Origin of the sequence: Thauera aromatica K172, from assembly GCF_003030465.1 — a bacterium.
Lineage (GTDB): Bacteria > Pseudomonadota > Gammaproteobacteria > Burkholderiales > Rhodocyclaceae > Thauera > Thauera aromatica.
In genome coordinates this window covers 2,453,388-2,473,482 of sequence record NZ_CP028339.1, presented here as the reverse complement: position 1 = coordinate 2,473,482, position 20,095 = coordinate 2,453,388, and the positions used below count along the sequence as shown (strand labels likewise).

At 64.3% G+C, this 20,095-nt stretch carries 20 protein-coding genes; 9 read left to right on the top strand and 11 right to left on the bottom strand.

Features of this window, described 5'->3' with window-relative positions:
* The first annotated feature begins 68 nt into the window (after positions 1–68).
* Positions 69–608 carry a Spy/CpxP family protein refolding chaperone gene (locus Tharo_RS11765; RefSeq protein WP_107221366.1) on the top strand — a complete coding sequence of 180 codons (540 nt, stop codon included), beginning with the start codon at positions 69–71 and terminating at the stop codon, positions 606–608.
* 286 nt (positions 609–894) lie between these two features.
* On the opposite strand, the gene aceA is transcribed toward Tharo_RS11765, so the two are convergent.
* From aceA to clpS, 4 genes are all read right to left on the bottom strand, one after another.
* A complete protein-coding gene (gene aceA / locus Tharo_RS11760) occupies positions 895–2,208 on the bottom strand; it encodes an isocitrate lyase (RefSeq protein ID WP_107221365.1) in 1,314 nt (437 codons plus the stop codon).
* Between the two features lie 305 nt (positions 2,209–2,513).
* Positions 2,514–2,993, bottom strand: a complete 480-nt coding sequence (gene rraA, locus Tharo_RS11755) for a ribonuclease E activity regulator RraA (RefSeq protein ID WP_107221364.1) — start codon at positions 2,991–2,993, stop codon at positions 2,514–2,516.
* 188 nt (positions 2,994–3,181) lie between these two features.
* The gene (gene clpA, locus Tharo_RS11750; protein WP_107221363.1) at positions 3,182–5,455 is read right to left on the bottom strand and encodes an ATP-dependent Clp protease ATP-binding subunit ClpA; all 2,274 of its coding nucleotides are present in this window, start codon (positions 5,453–5,455) and stop codon (positions 3,182–3,184) included.
* Positions 5,456–5,764: an ATP-dependent Clp protease adapter ClpS gene (gene clpS / locus Tharo_RS11745; protein ID WP_107221362.1), complete on the bottom strand. Its 309-nt coding sequence runs from the start codon at positions 5,762–5,764 to the stop codon at positions 5,456–5,458. It abuts the gene before it with no gap.
* Positions 5,765–6,167: 403 nt separating this feature from the next.
* Here clpS and Tharo_RS11740 point away from each other — a divergent pair, with 403 nt between their 5' ends.
* Positions 6,168–6,371, top strand: a complete 204-nt coding sequence (locus tag Tharo_RS11740) for a cold-shock protein (RefSeq protein WP_075149300.1) — start codon at positions 6,168–6,170, stop codon at positions 6,369–6,371.
* Positions 6,372–6,584: 213 nt separating this feature from the next.
* Here Tharo_RS11740 and rpmG read toward each other — a convergent pair whose 3' ends face one another.
* The 3 genes from rpmG to radC all read right to left on the bottom strand — a co-directional run bounded on the left by rpmG (position 6,585) and on the right by radC (position 7,804).
* The gene (gene rpmG / locus Tharo_RS11735) at positions 6,585–6,752 is read right to left on the bottom strand and encodes a 50S ribosomal protein L33 (protein ID WP_107221361.1); all 168 of its coding nucleotides are present in this window, start codon (positions 6,750–6,752) and stop codon (positions 6,585–6,587) included.
* Between the two features lie 25 nt (positions 6,753–6,777).
* Positions 6,778–7,014, bottom strand: a complete 237-nt coding sequence (rpmB, locus tag Tharo_RS11730; protein WP_075149298.1) for a 50S ribosomal protein L28 — start codon at positions 7,012–7,014, stop codon at positions 6,778–6,780.
* A gap of 112 nt (positions 7,015–7,126) precedes the next feature.
* Positions 7,127–7,804 carry a RadC family protein gene (gene radC, locus Tharo_RS11725; protein WP_107221360.1) on the bottom strand — a complete coding sequence of 226 codons (678 nt, stop codon included), beginning with the start codon at positions 7,802–7,804 and terminating at the stop codon, positions 7,127–7,129.
* Positions 7,805–7,890: 86 nt separating this feature from the next.
* On the opposite strand from radC, the gene coaBC reads away from it, so the two are divergent.
* The 3 genes from coaBC to Tharo_RS11710 all read left to right on the top strand — a co-directional run bounded on the left by coaBC (position 7,891) and on the right by Tharo_RS11710 (position 10,046).
* Positions 7,891–9,087 carry a bifunctional phosphopantothenoylcysteine decarboxylase/phosphopantothenate--cysteine ligase CoaBC gene (gene coaBC, locus Tharo_RS11720; RefSeq protein ID WP_107221359.1) on the top strand — a complete coding sequence of 399 codons (1,197 nt, stop codon included), beginning with the start codon at positions 7,891–7,893 and terminating at the stop codon, positions 9,085–9,087.
* An 84-nt stretch (positions 9,088–9,171) separates the two neighbouring features.
* Positions 9,172–9,621, top strand: coding sequence for a dUTP diphosphatase (dut, locus tag Tharo_RS11715; protein ID WP_075149295.1), 450 nt, complete (start codon positions 9,172–9,174; stop codon positions 9,619–9,621).
* A complete protein-coding gene (locus Tharo_RS11710; RefSeq protein WP_107221358.1) occupies positions 9,621–10,046 on the top strand; it encodes an NUDIX hydrolase in 426 nt (141 codons plus the stop codon). The genes dut and Tharo_RS11710 overlap by 1 nt, the downstream gene beginning before the upstream one ends.
* A 99-nt stretch (positions 10,047–10,145) precedes the next feature.
* On the opposite strand, the gene Tharo_RS11705 is transcribed toward Tharo_RS11710, so the two are convergent.
* On the bottom strand, positions 10,146–10,331 hold the full coding sequence (locus Tharo_RS11705) for a hypothetical protein (protein WP_107221357.1): 186 nt from the start codon (positions 10,329–10,331) through the stop codon (positions 10,146–10,148).
* 324 nt (positions 10,332–10,655) lie between these two features.
* Here Tharo_RS11705 and Tharo_RS11700 point away from each other — a divergent pair, with 324 nt between their 5' ends.
* The 4 genes from Tharo_RS11700 (at position 10,656) to Tharo_RS11685 (ending at position 15,839) form a co-directional block, all read left to right on the top strand.
* Positions 10,656–12,893, top strand: coding sequence for an NADP-dependent isocitrate dehydrogenase (locus Tharo_RS11700; protein ID WP_107221356.1), 2,238 nt, complete (start codon positions 10,656–10,658; stop codon positions 12,891–12,893).
* 318 nt (positions 12,894–13,211) lie between these two features.
* Entirely contained in the window at positions 13,212–13,466 is a 255-nt protein-coding gene (locus Tharo_RS11695; protein ID WP_107221355.1) for a DUF4212 domain-containing protein, read from the top strand.
* 12 nt (positions 13,467–13,478) lie between these two features.
* Positions 13,479–15,284, top strand: coding sequence for a sodium:solute symporter family protein (locus Tharo_RS11690; RefSeq protein ID WP_107221354.1), 1,806 nt, complete (start codon positions 13,479–13,481; stop codon positions 15,282–15,284).
* Positions 15,285–15,449: 165 nt separating this feature from the next.
* The gene (locus Tharo_RS11685; protein WP_107221353.1) at positions 15,450–15,839 is read left to right on the top strand and encodes a hypothetical protein; all 390 of its coding nucleotides are present in this window, start codon (positions 15,450–15,452) and stop codon (positions 15,837–15,839) included.
* A 58-nt stretch (positions 15,840–15,897) separates the two neighbouring features.
* On the opposite strand, the gene Tharo_RS11680 is transcribed toward Tharo_RS11685, so the two are convergent.
* The 3 genes from Tharo_RS11680 to Tharo_RS11670 all read right to left on the bottom strand — a co-directional run bounded on the left by Tharo_RS11680 (position 15,898) and on the right by Tharo_RS11670 (position 20,036).
* A complete protein-coding gene (locus tag Tharo_RS11680; RefSeq protein ID WP_107221352.1) occupies positions 15,898–16,158 on the bottom strand; it encodes a DUF4212 domain-containing protein in 261 nt (86 codons plus the stop codon).
* Between the two features lie 98 nt (positions 16,159–16,256).
* Entirely contained in the window at positions 16,257–18,326 is a 2,070-nt protein-coding gene (fusA, locus tag Tharo_RS11675; RefSeq protein ID WP_107221351.1) for an elongation factor G, read from the bottom strand.
* Positions 18,327–18,467: 141 nt separating this feature from the next.
* Positions 18,468–20,036, bottom strand: a complete 1,569-nt coding sequence (locus Tharo_RS11670; protein WP_425444955.1) for an MFS transporter — start codon at positions 20,034–20,036, stop codon at positions 18,468–18,470.
* Between the last annotated feature and the right edge of the window lie 59 nt (positions 20,037–20,095).

Sequence of the window (20,095 nt, the reverse complement as noted above, 5' to 3'; positions counted from 1 at the left end):
GTGCTGTAATCAATCCGTCGCCTGAACGCACGGGCAACACCGATTATCGACCTGGAAGGAGATGGATCATGAAAACCTGGATCAAGACTTCGATCGCCGCTGCCGTCATCAGCGCCGGCGCCCTTGGAACCACGGCTGCGCTGGCATGGGGCGGCCACTGCGATGGCATGCGCGGAGAGAAGGGCGGATGGTCGCAGATGGAGCCCGAGCGGATGAAAGCGAAAATGGCCGAGCGCGCTGAGCTGCGCCTGGCGCAACTGGAACTCGCCCTGGTGCTGAGCCCGGAGCAGAAAGCGGCTTTCGCCACGTTCAAGGCCGACATGCTGGCACGTGCCGAGCGCATGACTGCACAGATGGCCGAGCGGCGCAGCGCCGAGCAGCCGAAGACGGCGATCGAGCGCATGCAGCGCATGGAGGAAATGAGCGCGCTGCGTCAGTCGGAGATGGCCGGTGCGCGCAAGTCGGTGGAAACGTTCTATGCCACGCTGGGCGATGCGCAAAAGACCGTGTTCGATGCCGAGTTCAAGTCCTTCGGCCCGCAAGGCGGCAAAGGAGGGCACGGCATGCGCCATGAGCGGGGTGGGGCGCGCGACGGGCGCGGAATGTAATTGAGCGACGGGCCGGCGTCGGGCGCTTTTCACCAGGAAGGCGGCGACGCTGGAGGGCTCGGGGCTCCATTTTGCAGGCGCAGCGGACCACCCCCGAGATTTTGCGCCGGGCGGTCGCTGCCCTTCCCCGTTTTTCGAAGGCAGTGGTACGGAGAGCACCAATAAAAAGGCCGATACTCCAGGCGGAGTGTCGGCCTTTTCACGAGCCGGCTGAAGAGGATGTCCTTCTTCTGCCGGCCCGATTTCACAGCAGCAGCGCGGTCCGGCCGCGCCGCCGCTACGGTTCTCAGTGGAACTGCTCTTCTTCGGTCGAGCCGGTCAGTGCCTTCACCGAGGACGAACCGCCCTGGATCACGGTGGTGACGTCGTCGAAGTAGCCGGCGCCGACTTCCTGCTGGTGCGAGACGAAGGTGTAACCCTGCTCGCGGGCGGCGAATTCCGGCTCCTGGACCATCTCGACGTAGTGCTTCATGCCTTCGCCGCGGGCGTAAGCGTGGGCGAACTTGAAGGTGTTGAACCAGTTGACGTGGATGCCGGCGAGGGTGATGAACTGGTACTTGTAGCCCAGTGCCGAGAGCTCGTCCTGGAACTTGGCGATGGTCTTGTCGTCGAGGTTCTTCTTCCAGTTGAACGACGGCGAGCAGTTGTACGACAGCAGCTTGCCGGGGTTGGCGGCGAGCACGGCCTGGGCGAATTCGCGGGCGAAGCCGAGGTCGGGCGTGCCGGTTTCGCACCACACCAGGTCGGCGTAGGGCGCGTAGGCGATGCCGCGGCTGATGGCCTGCTCAAGGCCGTTCTTGACGCGGTAGAAGCCTTCCTGGGTGCGCTCACCGGTGCAGAAGGGCTTGTCGTTGGCGTCGTGGTCCGAAGTCAGCAGGTTGGCGGCTTCGGCGTCGGTACGGGCCAGGATCAGCGTCGGCACACCCATGACGTCAGCGGCGAAGCGGGCGGCGATCAGCTTTTCGCACGCTTCCTGGGTCGGGACCAGGACCTTGCCGCCCATGTGGCCGCACTTCTTCACGGCTGCCAGCTGGTCTTCGAAGTGCACCCCGGCGGCGCCGGCGGCGATCATGTTCTTCATCAGTTCGAAGGCGTTCAGCACGCCGCCGAAACCGGCTTCCGCGTCAGCGACGATCGGCAGGAAGTAGTCGACGAATTCCTTGTCGCCCGGGTTGATGCCGCGCCCCCACTGGATTTCGTCGGCACGCTTGAAGGTGTTGTTGATGCGGCGGACCATGGTCGGCACCGAGTCGTAGGCGTACAGCGACTGGTCGGGGTACATGGTCTCGGAGGTGTTGCCGTCGGCGGCGACCTGCCAGCCGGACAGATACACGGCCTCGAGGCCGGCCTTGGCCTGCTGCATCGCCTGACCGGCGGTGATCGCGCCGAAGGCGTTCACGTAGCCCTTCTTGGCGCCGCCGTTGACCTTTTCCCACAGCTTCTGCGCGCCGCGCTGGGCCAGGGTGTATTCGGGCTGCAGGCTGCCGCGCAGGCGAACGACGTCGGCAGCGGAATAGCCGCGCTTGACGCCTTTCCAACGGGGGTTTTCAGCCCAGTCTTTTTCCAGGGCGGCGATTTGTTGTTCGCGGGTCAGGGTCATGATGCTTCCTTGTCAGTACGGAGGGTTCAACCATCGCGGCCGATGCGGGCTTCGCCGCGGTGTTCCTGCTGCAACGATGTCGAAGGTGAAGACACGCTGCAGATGAGGAAGAAGTATAGGAGGCATCCTGCTCCGCAGCAATATGTCTTATATAAGACATAAGAAAAAATCTTGCGCTTTAAAAACAGCTGTTTGAAGCACGAATTTCACGAAATGAAACGCCGTCGAGCCTTATGAAATAAATTCGGGCGGGCTGCAAGCGGGCTGTCGACCCTCCGGGGGACGGCTGGCAGGCCCGGCGGAGGTCAAAGCAGTGCCGATGCGGAAACGACGACGCCGTCTTCGTCGGCATAGACATAGTGTCCGGGATGGAAGGTCACTCCCCCGAAACTGACGGCCAGGTCGATTTCACCGATGTTGCGCTTGACGGTCTTGCGCGGGTGGGTGCCGAGGGCGAAGACGCCGAGATCCATCTCGCCGATCGCCTTCGAGTCGCGGATGCAACCATAGACGAGGACGCCCGCCCAGCCGTTCTTCACCGCCAGTTCGGCGAGCTGGTCGCCGACCAGGGCGCAGCGCATCGAGGCACCGCCATCGATCACCAGGACGCGGCCGGCGCCCGGGCCTTCGAGGACCTTGCGGACAAGAGAGTTGTCCTCGAAAAGTTTCAGCGTGGTGATCGGTCCGCCGAAGGCGCTGCGTCCGCCATAACTGGCGAACATCGGGGCGACGACGGCGAGCTTGTCCTCATGGGCGTCGCAGAGATCGGCTGTCTGGATGTTCATGCATGCTCCTGTGTTGATCGGGGATGGGCGCGGGGTCGCGACCAGCGCGCATGATAAACGACGGCTATGGGCAAGGGGCAAGAGGGAGCAGGGGCGGGACGGCACCAGCGGACGGAAAAACGGCATGCGCCTCCTCGGAGGTGCATGCCGCTCAGTGCCCGAATGGGCGAGCGCCTTGCCGGCGGGGGTCAGGCTGGTGTCGCTTCGGTTTCCTCGAAAAGCAGTTTTACCTTGTCGTTGTCGTCGAGATCGATGGTGACCTTGCCGCCGCTGGCAAGCCGGCCGAACAGCAGCTCGTCGGCCAGTGCAGCGCGGATGGTGTCCTGGATCAGGCGCGCCATCGGGCGTGCGCCCATCAGCGGATCGAAGCCCTTTTCGGCCAGCCAGGCCTTGAGGTCGTCGGTGAAGTGGGCGTCCACCTTCTTCTCGTGCAACTGGGCCTCGAGCTGCATCAGGAACTTGTCGACCACGCGCAGGATGACGTCGTTGTCGAGTGCCTTGAACGAGATCATCGCGTCCAGGCGGTTGCGGAACTCGGGCGTGAATAGGCGCTTGATGTCGGCCATCTCGTCGCCGGTCTCGCGCTTGGCCGAGAAACCGATCACCGACTTCTGCATCGTCTCCGCTCCGGCGTTGGTGGTCATGATCAGGATCACGTTGCGGAAATCGGCCTGCCTGCCGTTGTTGTCGGTCAGCGTGCCGTGGTCCATCACCTGCAGCAGGATGTTGTAGATGTCCGGGTGCGCTTTCTCGATTTCGTCGAGCAGCAGCACGCAGTGCGGTTTCTTGGTGATCTGCTCGGTCAGCAGGCCGCCCTGGTCGAAACCGACATAGCCCGGAGGTGCGCCGATGAGCCGGCTGACAGCGTGGCGCTCCATGTACTCCGACATGTCGAAGCGGACCAGCTCGATGCCCAGCGTGTAGGCGAGCTGGCGAGCGACCTCGGTTTTGCCGACGCCGGTCGGACCGGAGAACAGGAAGGAGCCGATCGGCTTGTGCGGGTTGCCGAGGCCGGAGCGCGACATCTTGATCGCCTTGGCGAGGGCATCGATGGCAGCGTTCTGGCCGAAGACCACGTTCTTCAGATCGCGCTCGAGCGTCTTCAATGCGGCCTTGTCGTCGTTCGATACCGTACGGGGCGGGATGCGCGCGATCTTGGCGACGATCTCCTCGATCTCGTTCTTGCCGATGGTCTTCTTCTGCCGTGACTTGGGGAGAATGCGCTGGGCTGCACCGGCTTCGTCGATGACGTCGATCGCCTTGTCGGGCAGATGGCGGTCGTTGATGTACTTCGCCGACAGTTCGGCCGCACTCGACAGTGCCGAGCTGGAATACTTGATGCCGTGATGCTCCTCGAAGCGGCTCTTGAGCCCCTTCAGGATTTCCACCGTCTCGGCCACCGAGGGCTCGACCACGTCGATCTTTTGGAAGCGCCTCGAGAGCGCGTGGTCCTTCTCGAAGATCTGGCGGAACTCGTTGTAGGTGGTCGCACCAATGCACTTCAGCTGACCGGATGACAGTGCCGGCTTGAGCAGGTTGGACGCATCGAGGGTGCCGCCAGAAGCGGCGCCGGCGCCGATTAAGGTGTGGATTTCGTCGATGAACAGGATCGCGTTGGGGTTCTCGATGAGCTGCTTCAGCACGGCCTTCAGCCGCTGCTCGAAATCGCCGCGGTACTTGGTGCCGGCGAGCAGGGCGCCCATGTCGAGGGCGAACACCTGCGCGTTTTCGAGAATTTCCGGCACATGGCCCTCGACGATCCGGCGTGCGAGCCCTTCGGCGATGGCGGTTTTGCCCACGCCGGCCTCGCCGACCAGTAAGGGGTTGTTCTTGCGCCGGCGGCACAGGGTCTGGATCACGCGTTCGACTTCTTTCTCGCGCCCGATCAAGGGATCGATCTTGCCGACCAAGGCCTGCTGGTTGAGGTTCTGGGTGTAGCTGTCGAGCGCGCCGCCGGCCTGCTTGTCTTCCTGCTCGGGTTCGGCCTGCTCGCCCTCGCCATGGCCTTGCTGGCCGGCATTCTGGGGCGGTGCCTTGGCAATGCCGTGGGAGATGAAGTTGACGACATCGAGGCGGGAGATGTTCTGCCGCTGCAGAAAATAAACCGCATGCGAGTCTTTCTCGCCGAAGATGGCCACCAGCACGTTCGCACCGGTGACTTCCTTCTTGCCCGAAGACTGGACGTGCAGGATCGCGCGCTGGATGACGCGCTGGAAGCCCAGCGTAGGCTGGGTGTCGATATCGTCCGTGCCTTCGATGCGCGGAGTGTGCTCGTCGATGAAACTGGTCAGTTCGCGCCGAAGTTCATCCAGATTGGCAGCGCAGGCGCGCAGCACTTCGGCGGCCGAGGGGTTGTCCAGCAGTGCCAGCAGCAAATGCTCGACCGTGATGAACTCGTGGCGCTTCTGCCGCGCCTCGACAAAGGCCATGTGCAGGCTGACTTCAAGCTCTTGCGCGATCATTTAGTTTTCCTCCATCACGCATGCCAGCGGATGTTGATGCTGACGAGCAAACGAGGCGACCTGCTCGACCTTGGTCGTGGCGATGTCCCGCGGGAAGGTTCCGCATATCCCCATGCCCTCTCTATGGACTTGGAGCATCACGCGCGTGGCCCGTTCGCGGTCCATGCCGAAATATTTCTGCAGCACGACGATGACGAAATCCATTGGGGTGTAGTCGTCGTTGAGCAGCAGCACTTTGTACAGTGGCGGCGGTCCGGCGCGCGTCCGCCTTGCGTCCAGTACGAGTTGGTCTTGTTTCCGGGTACCCATGGAACTCATTCTAATGGAGCCGAAGCAGAGTGCAACAGCACCATGGCTGTGGTGATTGAGTGGCGCTCCGACACATTTTCGTCCGTCTTCGGTGGGAAGAAAAACAACACCGAAGGCGCTGGTTGTGCAATGCGGAAAATGGCGGAATCATCTTTGAAACAGAAACAAGCGCAGGGGGCTGAGGGATTTTTGCGGTCCGTTATGGCGCAATGCAGTATGCGAATGTGCGGAAAGGTCGTTGACGGTGCCCGGGCGAATGCGTAAAAGCTAGGGCGTGCGCAGGCCCGAGCGTGATCCCTGGGGTTTTCCGGGGGCGGTTCAAGCCACTGTCAGCGCCGCTACTGGGACCGATTCCGGCGCGCCGGAAAGGTCACGAAAAGTAACTTTGAGGGATTCGAGCAATATGGCAACTGGTACCGTGAAGTGGTTCAACGATTCCAAGGGTTTCGGCTTCATCACTCCTGATGATGGAAGCGAGGACCTGTTCGCACATTTTTCCGCGATCAACATGAGCGGTTTCAAGAGTCTGAAGGAAGGCGATAAAGTGTCCTTCGACGTGACCCAGGGTCCCAAGGGCAAGCAGGCTTCCAATATTCAGCGCGCTTGAATGAGGGGAGGCGCCCCGCCTGCCATTCCGTCACGGGATGGCAGGCGGGGCGCAGAAAACATAAAGGCCATCGACGAGATGGCCTTTATGCTTTCTGGAGCGCTGCCCGCTTCTGCGGAGGATCTGCTATGCCAGCGATTTCTGCCGGCCCTGCCGCCGTCCCCGTGAACTCCGTCCCGGCATCGGGGGGAGGGTGGGGCGGGCAGTGTGGCGTTACTTCAGCTTGATTTCCTTGTACGGCACGTGCTTGCGGGCGACGGGGTCGTACTTGCTGAATTCGAGCTTGCCCGGGGTGGTGCGCTTGTTCTTGGTGGTGGTGTAGAAATGACCCGTGCCGGCGGTCGATTCCAGCTTGATCTTTTCGCGAATGCCCTTGGCCATGGCCTTCTCCGTTCAGTTCGGTTGCTTACAGCTTCTCGCCACGGGCGCGAAGCTCGGCAACGACGACGTCGATGCCTTTCTTGTCGATCGTGCGCAGCGCGGCGTTGGACACGCGCAGCCGGATCCAGCGGTTTTCGCTTTCGCTCCAGAAACGACGGTTCTGCAGGTTGGGCAGGAAACGGCGCTTGGTTTTGTTGTTGGCGTGGGAAACGTTATTTCCCACCATCGGTGCTTTACCGGTCACTTGGCAGACGCGAGCCATATGATGCTCCAGGGAATTCTGATTGCGGAAAACGCAAGAGGATAGTGCAATCCGCACCGGAAAGGCAAGCCCCGTGTGTCGTGTGGAGTGCAGCGGCAGCCTACTCTGTACTCTACAGAAGGCCGCGTTCGGCAAACGAGAGCGGTGCGCCATGGGCGGGAACGACAAAATGGTCGAGGACCCGGATGTCAACGAGGCCGAGAGCGTCCTTCAGCGTTCTCGTCAGCAGTTCGTCCGCGCTGCTGGGTTCGGCGGCTCCCGAGGGGTGGTTGTGGGCGAAGATCACGGCGGCGGCGTTGTGGGAGAGTGCGATCTTGACCACTTCGCGAGGGTAAACGCTGGTCTGGGTGAGGGTGCCACGGAAAAGGTCGATGGCTTCGATCAGGCAGTGGCGGGCGTCGAGCAGCATCACGCAAAAGGTTTCGTGCGGCAGATGGCCCAGGCGCAGGCGCAACCAGTCGCGCACGACCTGAGGCGAGTCGAAGAGGGTGCGCTCGCCCAGGGTCTCGGTCAGCGCGCGCCGCGCCAGTTCCATCGCTGCCTGCAGTTGGGCATACTTCGCCAGCCCCATGCCCGGCACCGTGATGAAGTCGTCCGCATGTGCGGCGCACATCCGGGTGAGGCTGCCGAAGCGGGTGATCAGGCAGCGGGCAAGGTCGACCGCGCTCATGCCGCGCACGCCCACGCGCAGGAAGATCGCCAGCAGTTCGGCGTCGGAAAGGGCGGCCGCGCCGCGTGCGAGCAGCTTTTCGCGCGGGCGTTCGTTTTCGGGCCAGTCGGTGATTGCCATGGGTCGAAGTCTCCGCGGAGTGGGTTGGACAGGGAGCGGGAAGGCGTGTATGTGTTCTCGCGATGCATAAAGTATAGGCGAATGGCATGAATATTCTGCACGGCAGGAAGATCGTACTTGGCGTTTCGGGAGGGATCGCGGCCTACAAATCAGCCGAGCTCGTCCGCCTGCTGGGGAAAGCCGGTGCCGATGTGCACGTGGTGCTGACCGCTGCCGGGGCGCGTTTCGTGACGCCGGTGACGTTCCAGGCGCTGTCCGGCAACCCGGTGTGGTCCGACCTCTGGGACGCGCGCGTGCCGAACAACATGGCGCACATCGATCTCGGGCGGAACGCCGATGCGATTCTGGTGGCGCCGGCAACGGCGGATTTCATCGCCCGTCTCGCCCATGGCCTGGCCGATGATCTGCTGAGCACGCTGTGCCTGGCGCGCGACGTGCCGCTGATCGTCGCACCAGCGATGAACCGGCAGATGTGGGAGTCGCCGCCGACGCAGCGCAACATGGCTCTGATCCGCAGCGACGGGGTGACGGTCTTCAATCCCGCGGCCGGCGAACAGGCCTGCGGCGAGACCGGAATGGGGCGGATGCTCGAGGCCGAGGGCATTCTGGAGTGCCTCGAAGGATTCTTCGTGCCGAAGCTGCTGGCCGGACGCAAGGTCGTGCTGACCGCCGGACCGACCTTCGAGGCGATCGACCCGGTGCGCGGCATCACCAACACCAGCTCGGGAAAAATGGGCTACGCGCTGGCGCGCGCCTGCGCCCAGGCCGGCGCCGAAGTGGTGCTGGTGAGCGGGCCGGTGAGTCTGCCGGTGCCGGCGCAGGTGCGCTGTGTGGCCGTCGCCAGTGCGCTGCAGATGCGCGCGGCGGTGACCGAGGCCTTGCCCGGGGCCGACGTGTTCATCGGAGTCGCGGCGGTGGCCGATTACCGGGTGCAGGAGGTGGCGGAGCATAAAATCAAGAAAAGTGGCGAGGCGCTGACCTTGTCCCTGACGCCGAACCCGGACATTCTGGCCGAAGTGGCGGCGCGCGCCGATGCGCCGTTCTGCGTGGGGTTCGCGGCGGAGAGCCGCGACCTCGATGCTTATGCCGAAGGCAAGCGACGGAGCAAGCGCCTGCCGCTGGTGGTGGGCAACCTGATCGGTGACGGCATGGGGGGCGAGGACAACACCGTCGTCCTCTATGACGATGCCGGCCGGCACCCGTTGGCGCGCGCGCCGAAGGCGGAGGTGGCGCGCGCGATCGTCGCCCACCTCGCTACTTTGCTCGCCCAGTCCGGGCGTTGAGGCGCCGGTGTCGCAGGGCACCGGCAGGAACGGCACAATGCGCCTGTCGCCGCAGCGGCGCGCGGCAGGCGGGGGAGAACCGAGATGCATCGAATCGATGTGAAACTGCTCGATGAGCGCCTGAAGACCCATCCGCCGGCCTATGCTACCGAGGGGGCTGCGGGGCTCGATCTGCGCGCCTGCCTGCCGGGGCCGATCACGCTGCACCCGGGCGAAACGACGCTGGTGCCGAGCGGGCTGGCGATCCACCTCGCCGACCCCGGGCTGGCGGCGATGGTGCTGCCGCGTTCGGGCCTGGGGCACAAGCACGGCATCGTGCTGGGCAACCTGGTCGGCCTGATCGACTCCGACTACCAGGGGCAGATCTTCGTTTCGGTATGGAACCGTGGGCGGGCGAGCTTCACGATCCAGCCGATGGAGCGGATCGCGCAACTGGTCGTGGTTCCGGTGCTGCAGGTCGGCTTCAACCTGGTCGAGGCGTTCGATGCCAGCGCGCGCGGCGCGGACGGTTTCGGCAGTACCGGCAAACATTGATGCGGCATGCGGGCATTCCCACCGGCGTGCACGTGCTGTGCGAGCGCGAAGGGCGGCTGCTGCTGATGCGCCGGGCGGGGACGGGGTTCTTCGACGGGCTGTACAGCCTGCCGGGCGGGCACGTCGAAGCGGACGAGTCGGTGCTGGCCACGGCGCAGCGTGAAGTGCGCGAGGAACTCGGTCTGCGGGTGGAGGAGCGCGACCTCGCCTGGATGGGCGTGGTGCATCGGCGTTCGGACACCAACCGCATCGATTTCTTTGTCCGCGCCCGCCGCTTCGAAGGCGAGCCCGCGATCCTCGAGCCCGACAAGTGCGACCGCCTGGCCTGGCACGCTCCGGACGCATTGCCGGAGGCCACCATCGACTACGTACGCAAGGCTCTTGCGGCCGGCGAGGGGCCGTGGATGCTCGAGCTGGGCTGGTGACGGGAGCGTTTCCAGTCGCTCTTCGGGCGCCCTTCAACGCCCTTGGCTACGCACAATCCTCCACCGGATCGAGAAAGTCACGTGGGCGCTACGCATTCATCACATGAACGTCGCCGTCGGATTTGTGCCGAAACTGGACGCCGTCAATAGCAGGCGGGTGGCGATGTCGTCGCCCCGGCGGTCGTACAGCCGGACGCGCTCGTGCGCCGCGTCGAGCCGGCTTCGCCACTCCGCGGACTCCCGCGGCGCCTTGTGCAGGGCGCAGGGGACAGCGGCCGAAGTCATGTGTCTTCTATCTTTTGTCTGCTGTATTTTTTCATATAGTGAAATCTATTTTTACTTCTGGCATCGGAGGGTGGTCGCAGCGCTATAATGGCGTGCTCGAGAAGTCGGTTGGGAGTCGCCAGGGATCGCGGAGCAGCCAGGCCGCGAGAGCGCCGGCAGTGGCTGCACCGAAGGACGGGGCGTGGGTCGATGCGCCGTCGCAGCCGCAGTTCTGCGTTTCCAATGCCTTTCAACGAGCCCGGCGCGGTCGTGTCGTACCGCGTCGTGGCCCGCTCGCGCATCGTTCGATCAGCTCTATCAAGACAACAACGAGGGAGAAAAGCCATGTCTTCGCAGCAGCCGACCATCATCTATACCATCACCGATGAAGCCCCCATGCTGGCGACCGCGGCCTTCCTGCCGGTCATCCGCAGCTTCACCGGTCCCGCCGGCATCCAGGTCGATGAGGCCGACATTTCGGTGGCCGCCCGTGTCCTGGCCGAATTCCCGGAATACCTGAGCGACGCGCAGAAAGTGCCGGACACGCTCGGCGAACTCGGCCGCCTGACCCTGCTGCCCGAGACCAACATCATCAAGCTGCCGAACATCAGCGCGTCGGTCGCGCAGCTCAAGGCGTGCATCAAGGAACTGCAGGAGAAGGGATACAAGATTCCCGACCTCCCGGACGATCCCAAGACCGACGAGGAAAAGGCGATCAAGACCCGCTACGGCAAGTGCCTGGGCTCGGCGGTCAATCCGGTGTTGCGCGAAGGCAACTCCGACCGCCGCGCGCCGGCCGCGGTCAAGAACTACGCCAGGAAGTACCCGCACTCGATGGGCGAATGGAAGCAGTGGTCCCAGACCCACGTCTCGCACATGCATCACGGCGACTTCTACCACGGCGAAAAGTCGATGACGCTGGATAAGGCGCGCGACGTCAAGATGGAGCTCATCACGCAGTCGGGCAAGACCATCGTGCTCAAGCCCAAGGTCGCGCTGCTGGACGGCGAGATCATCGACTCGATGTTCATGAGCAAGAAGGCGCTGTGCGAGTTCTACGAGAAGGAGCTCGACGACTGCCGCGAGGCCGGGATCCTGTTCTCGCTGCACGTCAAGGCGACGATGATGAAGGTCTCGCACCCGATCGTTTTCGGCCACTGCGTGAAGATCTACTACAAGGACGCCTTCGAGAAGCACGGCAAGTTGTTCGACGAGCTCGGCATCAACGTGAATAACGGCATGGTCGATCTCTACGACAAGATCAAGACCCTGCCCGAATCCAAGCGCGACGAGATCATCCGCGACCTGCACGCCTGCCACGAGCACCGCCCCGAGCTGGCGATGGTCGACTCGGCCAAGGGCATCACCAACTTCCACTCGCCCAACGACATCATCGTCGACGCCTCGATGCCGGCGATGATCCGCCAGGGCGGCAAGATGTGGGGCGCCGACGGCAAGCAGTACGACAGCAAGTGCGTGATGCCGGAGTCGACCTTCGCCCGCATCTACCAGGAGATGATCAACTTCTGCAAATGGAATGGCAACTTCGATCCGCGCACGATGGGCACGGTGCCGAACGTCGGCCTGATGGCGCAGAAGGCCGAGGAATACGGCTCGCACGACAAGACCTTCGAGATCGCCGAGGCGGGCGTCGCCAACATCACCGACCTCGCCACTGGCGAGGTGCTGCTGAGCCAGAACGTCGAGGCGGGCGACATCTGGCGCATGTGCCAGGTCAAGGATGCGCCGATCCGCGACTGGGTCAAGCTCGCCGTGACCCGCGCGCGCAACTCCGGCATGCCGGCGATCTTCTGGCTCGACCCCTATCGTCCGCACGAGAGTGAGCTGATCAAGAAGGTCCGCACCTATCTGAAGGACCACGACACCAGCGGCCTCGACATCCAGATCATGAGCCAGGTGCGGGCGATGCGTTATACGCTCGAGCGCGTCGTCCGCGGCCTCGACACCATCTCGGTGACCGGCAACATCCTGCGCGACTATCTCACCGACCTGTTCCCGATCATGGAGCTCGGCACTTCGGCGAAGATGCTGTCGATCGTGCCGCTGATGAACGGCGGCGGCATGTACGAGACCGGCGCCGGCGGCTCGGCGCCGAAGCACGTGCAGCAGCTGACCCAGGAAAACCACCTGCGCTGGGATTCGCTCGGCGAGTTCCTCGCGCTGGCGGTCTCGCTCGAGGATCTCGGCATCAAGACCGGCAACGAGAAGGCGAAGATCCTTGCCCGCACACTGGACCAGGCTACCGGCAAGCTGCTCGAGAACGACAAGTCGCCTTCGCGCCGCACCGGCGAGCTCGACAACCGCGGCAGCCAGTTCTATCTGGCTATGTACTGGGCGCAGGAACTGGCCGCACAGACCGAGGATAAAGAGTTGCAGGCCCGTTTCGCGCCGCTCGCCAAGACGCTGGCCGACAATGAGCAGAAGATCATTGCAGAAATGAAGGCGGTCCAGGGCAAGCCGGCCGACATCGGCGGCTATTACCTTGTCGATCCCGACAAGTGCCGCGCGGTGATGCGTCCGAGCGCCACCTTGAACGCCGTGCTGGCCGCCGCGAGCGCCTGAGTGCAGTGCCCGCCCCGTGCCAGCAAGGGCGGGGCGACGGCGTCGGCGCCGTGATGATCGCCCGCAGGTGAGGCATCGTGCGCTGCCGGCGGCGCCCCCGATTGCACCGTCACCGATCCGAAAAACCCGCCATCGCATTGAGCTGGCGGGTTTTTTGTATGCGCCTCAGCGGCAGCTCCGGTAGTTCAGGAAGCGGTAAGGTTTTGTAAGCAATAAGTAAGACTGATATTCCTATAATGCCCTCGCTGTCGTATGCATGAAGCCGCATTGCCGGCGGATCCATGCGGTAGGGAGTGACACTTCTGACGAGGAGACATTATGGAAAACAACAGTACAGGCTATTGGAAAGCCACGCTGGGCCTCCTGACCAAGATCATGATCGTATGGTTCCTGGTTTCGTATGGCGCTGGCATTCTCTTCGCGCCCCTGCTCGATACCATCAAGCTCGGCGGCTATCCGCTCGGCTTCTGGTTCGCGCAGCAGGGTTCGATCTATGTGTTCATCGCGCTGATTTTCTTCTATGCGAAGAGGATGGGCGAGATCGACCGCAAATTCGACGTTCACGAAGACTGACCGGGGGCACACATGGATCTTCAGACTCTGACCTACCTGGTGGTTGGCGCATCCTTCGCGCTTTACCTCGGGATCGCGATCTGGGCACGCGCCGGCAGCACCAGTGAATTCTACGTCGCTGGCGGCGGCGTCCACCCGGTTACCAACGGTATGGCGACGGCGGCGGACTGGATGTCGGCCGCATCGTTCATCTCGATGGCCGGCCTCATCGCCAACATGGGCTACGGCGGCTCGCTGTTCCTGATGGGCTGGACCGGCGGATACGTCATCCTCGCCATGTGGCTGGCGCCCTACCTGCGCAAGTTCGGCAAGTTCACCGTGCCCCAGTTCATCGGCGACCGTTACTACTCGAAGACCGCGAGCACGGTGGCGGTGTTCTGCCTGCTGACGGCCTCGATCACCTACGTGATCGGCCAGATGACTGGCGTCGGCGTGGCGTTCTCGCGCTTCCTCGGCGTCAGCAACGAGGTCGGCATCTACGTCGGCATGGGCATCGTGTTCGCCTATGCGGTGTTCGGCGGGATGAAGGGGATCACCTACACCCAGGTTGCCCAGTATGTGGTGCTGATTCTCGCCTACACCATTCCGGCGATCTTCATCTCGCTGAACCTGACCGGAAACTTCCTGCCGCAGCTCGGCCTCGGTGGTACCCTGGTCGGCACCGACACCACCCTGCTCGACCGCCTGAACCAGGTCGTGCTCGACCTCGGCTTCGCCGAATACACCACCTCGGTGCCGGGCAGCACGCTCAACATGTTCGTCTACACCGTGTCGCTGATGATCGGTACCGCGGGCCTGCCGCACGTCATCATCCGCTTCTTCACCGTGCCGAAAGTATCCGATGCGCGCTACTCCGCGGGCTGGGCGCTGGTCTTCATCGCGATTCTGTACACCACTGCACCGGCAGTGGCGGCGATGGCCAAGTTCAACCTGCACCAGACGGTGAACAGCGCGATCGCCACCAATGGCGACCTGTACGCCGAGGAAGCGAGCCTGAAGTACGACGAGCGTCCGGCCTGGATGGCGCGCTGGGAAAAGACCGGCCTGCTGCAGTGGGAGGACAAGAACGGCGACGGCCGCATCCAGTACTACAACGACAAGACCAAGAATGCCGAGGTTGCGTCGAAGGTCGAACAGGCCGGCTGGAAAGGCAACGAGCTGACGGTGAACGCCGACATCATGGTGATGGCCAACCCGGAAATCGCCCTGCTGCCCAACTGGGTGATCGCGCTGGTGGCGGCGGGCGGGATCGCGGCGGCACTGTCGACGGCGGCCGGCCTGCTGCTGGCGATCTCGTCGGCGGTCTCGCACGATCTGGTGAAGAACGTGTTCGCGCCCAACATTTCGGACAAGAACGAGCTACTTGTGGGCAAGATCTCGATGGTGTTCGCGATTGTGCTCGCCGGCTACCTCGGCCTCAACCCGCCGGGTTTTGCGGCCGGTACCGTGGCCCTGGCGTTCGGTATCGCCGCCAGCTCGCTGTTCCCGGCGATCATGCTCGGCATCTTCTCGAAGAAGATGAACAAGGAAGGCGCCATTGCCGGCATGTTGTCGGGCCTGCTCGTCACCCTGTTCTACGTGTTCGCGCACAAGGGCTTGTTCTTCGTGAAGGGCACCGAGTATCTCGACCTGATCGGTGGGGCGAACTCCTTCTTCGGCATCACGCCGGAAGCCTTCGGCGCGATCGGCGCGCTGGTGAACTTCGCCGTCGCCTTCGCGGTGGATAAGGTCACCAAGGAGCCGCCCGAGCACATCCAGCACCTGGTCGAGGAAGTGCGTATCCCGCGCGGTGCGAAGGCGGTCAGCGGTGCGCACTGATTCAAGGCGCAGCAGCGCAGCATGCAGTAATGCCAGCACCGCCCCTCCGCGAAGGGCGGTGCTGGCGGAGAACCTCGCCAGCGGCTGCGATGGCGGGGTTCTTTCTTTTGTGGCACTTTCGGGGCGTGGCAGAAGTTCAGCCCCCTCCCGTGACTGGAGCAGTCGATGGTTCTGGACCCAAGCGTAGTACTGACGTGGATTCTTTTTCTGGCCTTGTTCCCGATCGCCTTCTTCTGGCTGCGACGGGCCTGGCGCATTCTCGTCAGGGGAGACTTTTCCGAAGTCGCGCTCCGACGCGGCGTGCCGCCGGCGAATCCGGCAAAGTTCGCTCCCTTTGTCGCGGCACTCAATCTGGTGTGCGGCGGGGTGATCGTGTTCGTGATCTTCGGTGTCGTTAGCGCCCACCTCGATTACGAGACCTGGAGTTCAACCGCGGGGATCACGATCTGGAGCAAGTTCCTGTTCGATTTCATTCTCGGCCGCCATGCACATCCGGTGGCGTGGGGGCGCAAGAAGAAGTCCGCCGACGAAGCAGCGGCGCCGTCCGGCAAGTAGGGCGGCAATCCCGCCGGGCGCCGGGGAGCGCCCCGGCGCCGGTGCATCCGCCGCCTATTCAGCGGCGCTCGTGGACGCGATAGCGCCGATCCAGGCGGTTCATCGTCCACACGTAGATGACGATGATCGCGAGATAGGCGATCAGCGACCCCTGGGCGAACAGGTAGAACCCGAGCGGGAACCCGAGGAAGTCGAACCGGTTGAGTGTGCTGGCGTAATAGCCGGCGACGAAGGTTACGCCGAACCAGATCAGCAGCAGGGATAGGGTCAGCGCGAGGTTGCGACGCCAGTAGGCGCGATGGCGTTCGGTGAGTTTCATGACGGTTTGTGCTTGCGCTCGGCGCCGGGCTGCGTCTTGCTTGTCGCCTTCTTCGGGAACTGCGGCCCGGGTGGGGGCGCCGGGCCACAGCACGGTGCTCAGTGCGGGCCGTTTCCGTTTCCGTTGTTGCCGCCGTTGGCATGGATGCGGGCGAGTTCGGATTGTACGTCGCGTGGGGCGGGTTCATGGCCGCCGGCTTCGAGAACGAATTCGCTTTCTCCGGCGCAGATCGCTTTCAGCCGGCTTTCGAAGCCTTCCAGCCCGGCCATCGGCACGCGCGCCGAGATCAGCGTCCAGCCCGGAGCCGGGCTGTCGGTGGCAGTCAGGCGGCCGCGCCGTCCGGCCAGTTCGGCGCTGACTTCGCCGAACAGCGCATCGGCCACTTTCACCTGCACGTCGAGCAGCGGTTCGAGCACCAGCGGCTGGGCGGCGAGCACGGCCTCGATGAGGGCGTGACGGCCGGCGGTGACGAAAGAGACTTCGTTCGAGTCCACCGCATGGTGCTTGCCGTCGATGACCACGACGCGGATGTCCTGGAGCGGAAAACCGGCCAACGCCCCTTCGGCGAGAGCCTGGCGCACGCCTTTTTCCACCGCGGGCATGAAGTTGGTCGGGATTGCGCCACCCTTGACCTCGTCGGCCAGCTCGATACCGCTGCCGCGCGGCAGCGGTTCGACGCGCAGCGCGACTTCGCCGAACTGGCCGGCGCCGCCGCTCTGCTTCTTGTGGCGGTAGCGCGCCTCGGCGACGATCGAGATCGTCTCGCGGTAGGGAATGCTGGGGGTGGCGGTGTCGAGCTGCAGGTTCCAGCGCGCAGCGAGCTCCTCGAGCACGATTTTCAGGTGTTGTTCGCCCAGCCCGCGGACTACGGTACGGCGGTTGCGCGGATCAAAGCTTACTTCGAGGCAGGGGTCCTCGTCGGTGAGGCGGGCGAGCGCTTCGGACAGCTTCTGCTCGTCGGCCGGCTTGCGTGTCATCAGCGCGAGGCCGAAGACTGGTTGCGGGTAGTCGGGAGCGGAACCTAAATGATGGTAATCCTCGTCGTGCGAGTCATGGAGCACGGCGTCGCGCTGGATCTCGTCGACCCGCGCCACCGCGCACAGGTCGCCGGGAACGGCAAGTGGGGTTTCGACCGCGTTGCGCCCCTGCATGCGCAGCAAGTGGGCGACCTTGAACGGCTTGCGCCCGTCGCCGATGTAGAGCTGGGAATTGGGGGTGAGCTGCCCCTGGTGCACGCGGAACAGCGCGAGCTTGCCCCGGTAAGGATCGTTGGCGACCTGGAAGACGTGGGCGATGGCATGGCGGTCGGGGTCGAGAGCGACTTCGACCGGTGCGGCAGCCTGGCCTTCGCCCTTCAGGAACTGCGGCGGGTTGCCCTCGGTGGGATCGGGAGCGAGCCGGCCGAGGATGTCGAGCAGTTCGGGCACCCCGGCGCCGCTGCGCGCCGAGACGAAGCACAGCGGGATCAGGTGGCCTTCGCGCAGGGCGCGTTCGAAGGGGGCGTGCAACTGCTCGGGGTCGAGCGACTCGCCCTGTTCGAGATACTGCGCCATCAGCGCCTCGTTGAGCTCGACGATCTGGTCGACGAGGGCGTCGTGGGCGGCGGAAACCGTGGAGAAGGCCGTCGATGCCGACACGTCGGGGGCGAAAAAGCAGTCCACGACCCGGCTGCCGTCGGTCGAGGGCAGGTTGATCGGCAGGCATTCGCGGCCGAAGGTGGCGCTGACCGATTCCATCAGGGCGGCGAAGTCGATCCCTGCGGCATCGATCCGGTTGACCACGATCATGCGGCACTTGCCTTTGGCGGCGGTCATCATGCGCCGCGTGCCGCTCTCGATGCCGGCCGTGGCACTGAGCACGATCGCCGCCGTATCGACCGCCGGCAGGCTGAGCAGGGCACGGCCGGCGAGATCGGGCAGGCCCGGGGTGTCGAGCAGGTTGATCCAGTGTCCGGCCCACTCCAGATGCACCAGCGCGGTGTGCAGGGAATGGCCCATGGCCTTTTCCTGCGGGTCGAAGTCGGCCACCGTGTCGCCGCGCTCGATGCTGCCGCTGGCCCCGATCTCGCCTGCTGCCGCGAGCAGGGCTTCGACCAGCGTGGTCTTGCCGCTGCCGGCGTGGCCGAGCAGGGCGAGGTTGCGGATGTCGTGTACCGAGCTGGGTGTCATGGTTCGCCTCCCTCCGGGTTGAATGGCTTCAAGTGTCCGCCTGCAGGAAGCGGAAGGCAATGGATGTCCGTTTTCGATGCCCCTGTCCTTGCGCCGGTCCCGCATCGAGGCCCCCTGCCGGCGAGCGGCCGGCGGGCGTTCTCATGCGCTGCGCAGGCCGGCGAGCCGGGTCAGACCGATCGCCGCCAGGGGCAGGAGCAGGCCGAGCAGGGTGACGGTGACGAGCAGGGAACCGAGCTCGGCATAATCGGCCGGGATGGTGATCACCCCGCTCGCCGCGTCGCGGATCTCGCGCGCGATCGTGTACAGCTGGTTGAGATATTTGGTGCCGAGCTGCGAGGCGGACAGGGCGAGGTTGGTGAACGAGGCCATCACCGCAAAGAAGGTGGCTTTCAGGTGCGGCGGCGCGGAGTTTGCGATCCAGGCCAGCATCGGCACCATCGACACCTGGCCGAGCGGGGACTCGAGCGCGGTGTTGGCGATGGCGATGAAGCGCGCATCGACGATGCCGCCGCTGTGCGCCGCGGTCCATTCGTGCAGGCCGTGGTACATGCCGATGATCGGCAGCGACAGCAGCGTGGACGCGATGGTCAGGAAGATCACGATGTCGGCGATCGACTTTTCCGCCATGAAGCGGCGAAACAGGAACAGGCCGGCGAGCGTCAGCGTGCTGGTGATGAGGTCGAGGCGCGACAGGAAGCTCTGGTCGAAGCCGAGTTCGTCGATCATCCACCAGCTCGCGCCCGCGCCCGGGCCGGGCAGGGCACGGAAGGCGAAGATGACGATCACGGTGCCGAGCAGGGTGCGCGCGGCTTCGGTCGAGAGTTCGCGCAGCAGGCGGGCGATCATCAAGGAGATGATCGTGAACGAGGTCGCGAAGATGATCTCTTGGCCATATTCGATGCCGGACAGGCCGATGCCGACGGTCAGCGCCACGAACACTGCGCTGCCGCCGAGGATCCACCCGTTGGGCGCGGTTTTTTCTTCCGGTTCGTGGAGCAGGCGGTCGATCTCGGTGCGGCTGCGCCCGAGTGCGGCCAGCCGCCTCGCCTCGCGCCGCTTGAGGAAGCCGCCGAGCAGCACCCCGCTCACCGAGAGCAGCGGAATGATCAGCGCCAGCTCGTAGATGCGCAGGTAGATCGCCACCTTGTCCGCTTCGGGAAGACCTTCCGAGCCCTGGAACATCACGACGTTGGCGAGCGACACCAGCACGGTGCCGCCGATGATGGCGACGCGGCCGAGCATCTGCATCGTGGTGTGCATCAGGCGCACGCTGTCGGCGGGAATGGGCTGGCCGTACTCGTCGAGGCGCGGCACCGCCTCGACCGTCATCGCGTCGGCCACCGCGTCCTGCATCACGTAGCCCACCGGCGACAGCAGCACCGACAGCACGAACCAGGCCTCGACCGGCATCAGCGCGCGCATCGCGTCCGGATGGCCGATGAGACCGATCATGATCGCCAGGCTCGCCGCGATCAGCAGGGCGCCGAAATACACCAGCCCGGCCTTGTGCCGCCACATCAGGTCGACCAGGTGGCCGATCGGCATCTTCAGCGCCCACGGTATGCCGGCCCAGAATCCGAGGGCGGCGAGGAAGGCCGCCGACAGGCCGAGGTAATCCTTGACGAAGAAGGTGCCGACGATGCCGGTGAGCCCGGAAACGCCGGCGGCGCAATACACCATCAGCGGCGGCAGGAAGGACAGCCGCATCTCGCGGCCGAGTTCGAGCAGGTTGCGGTCGATCCAGCGGAATACGGCATTCGGCACGC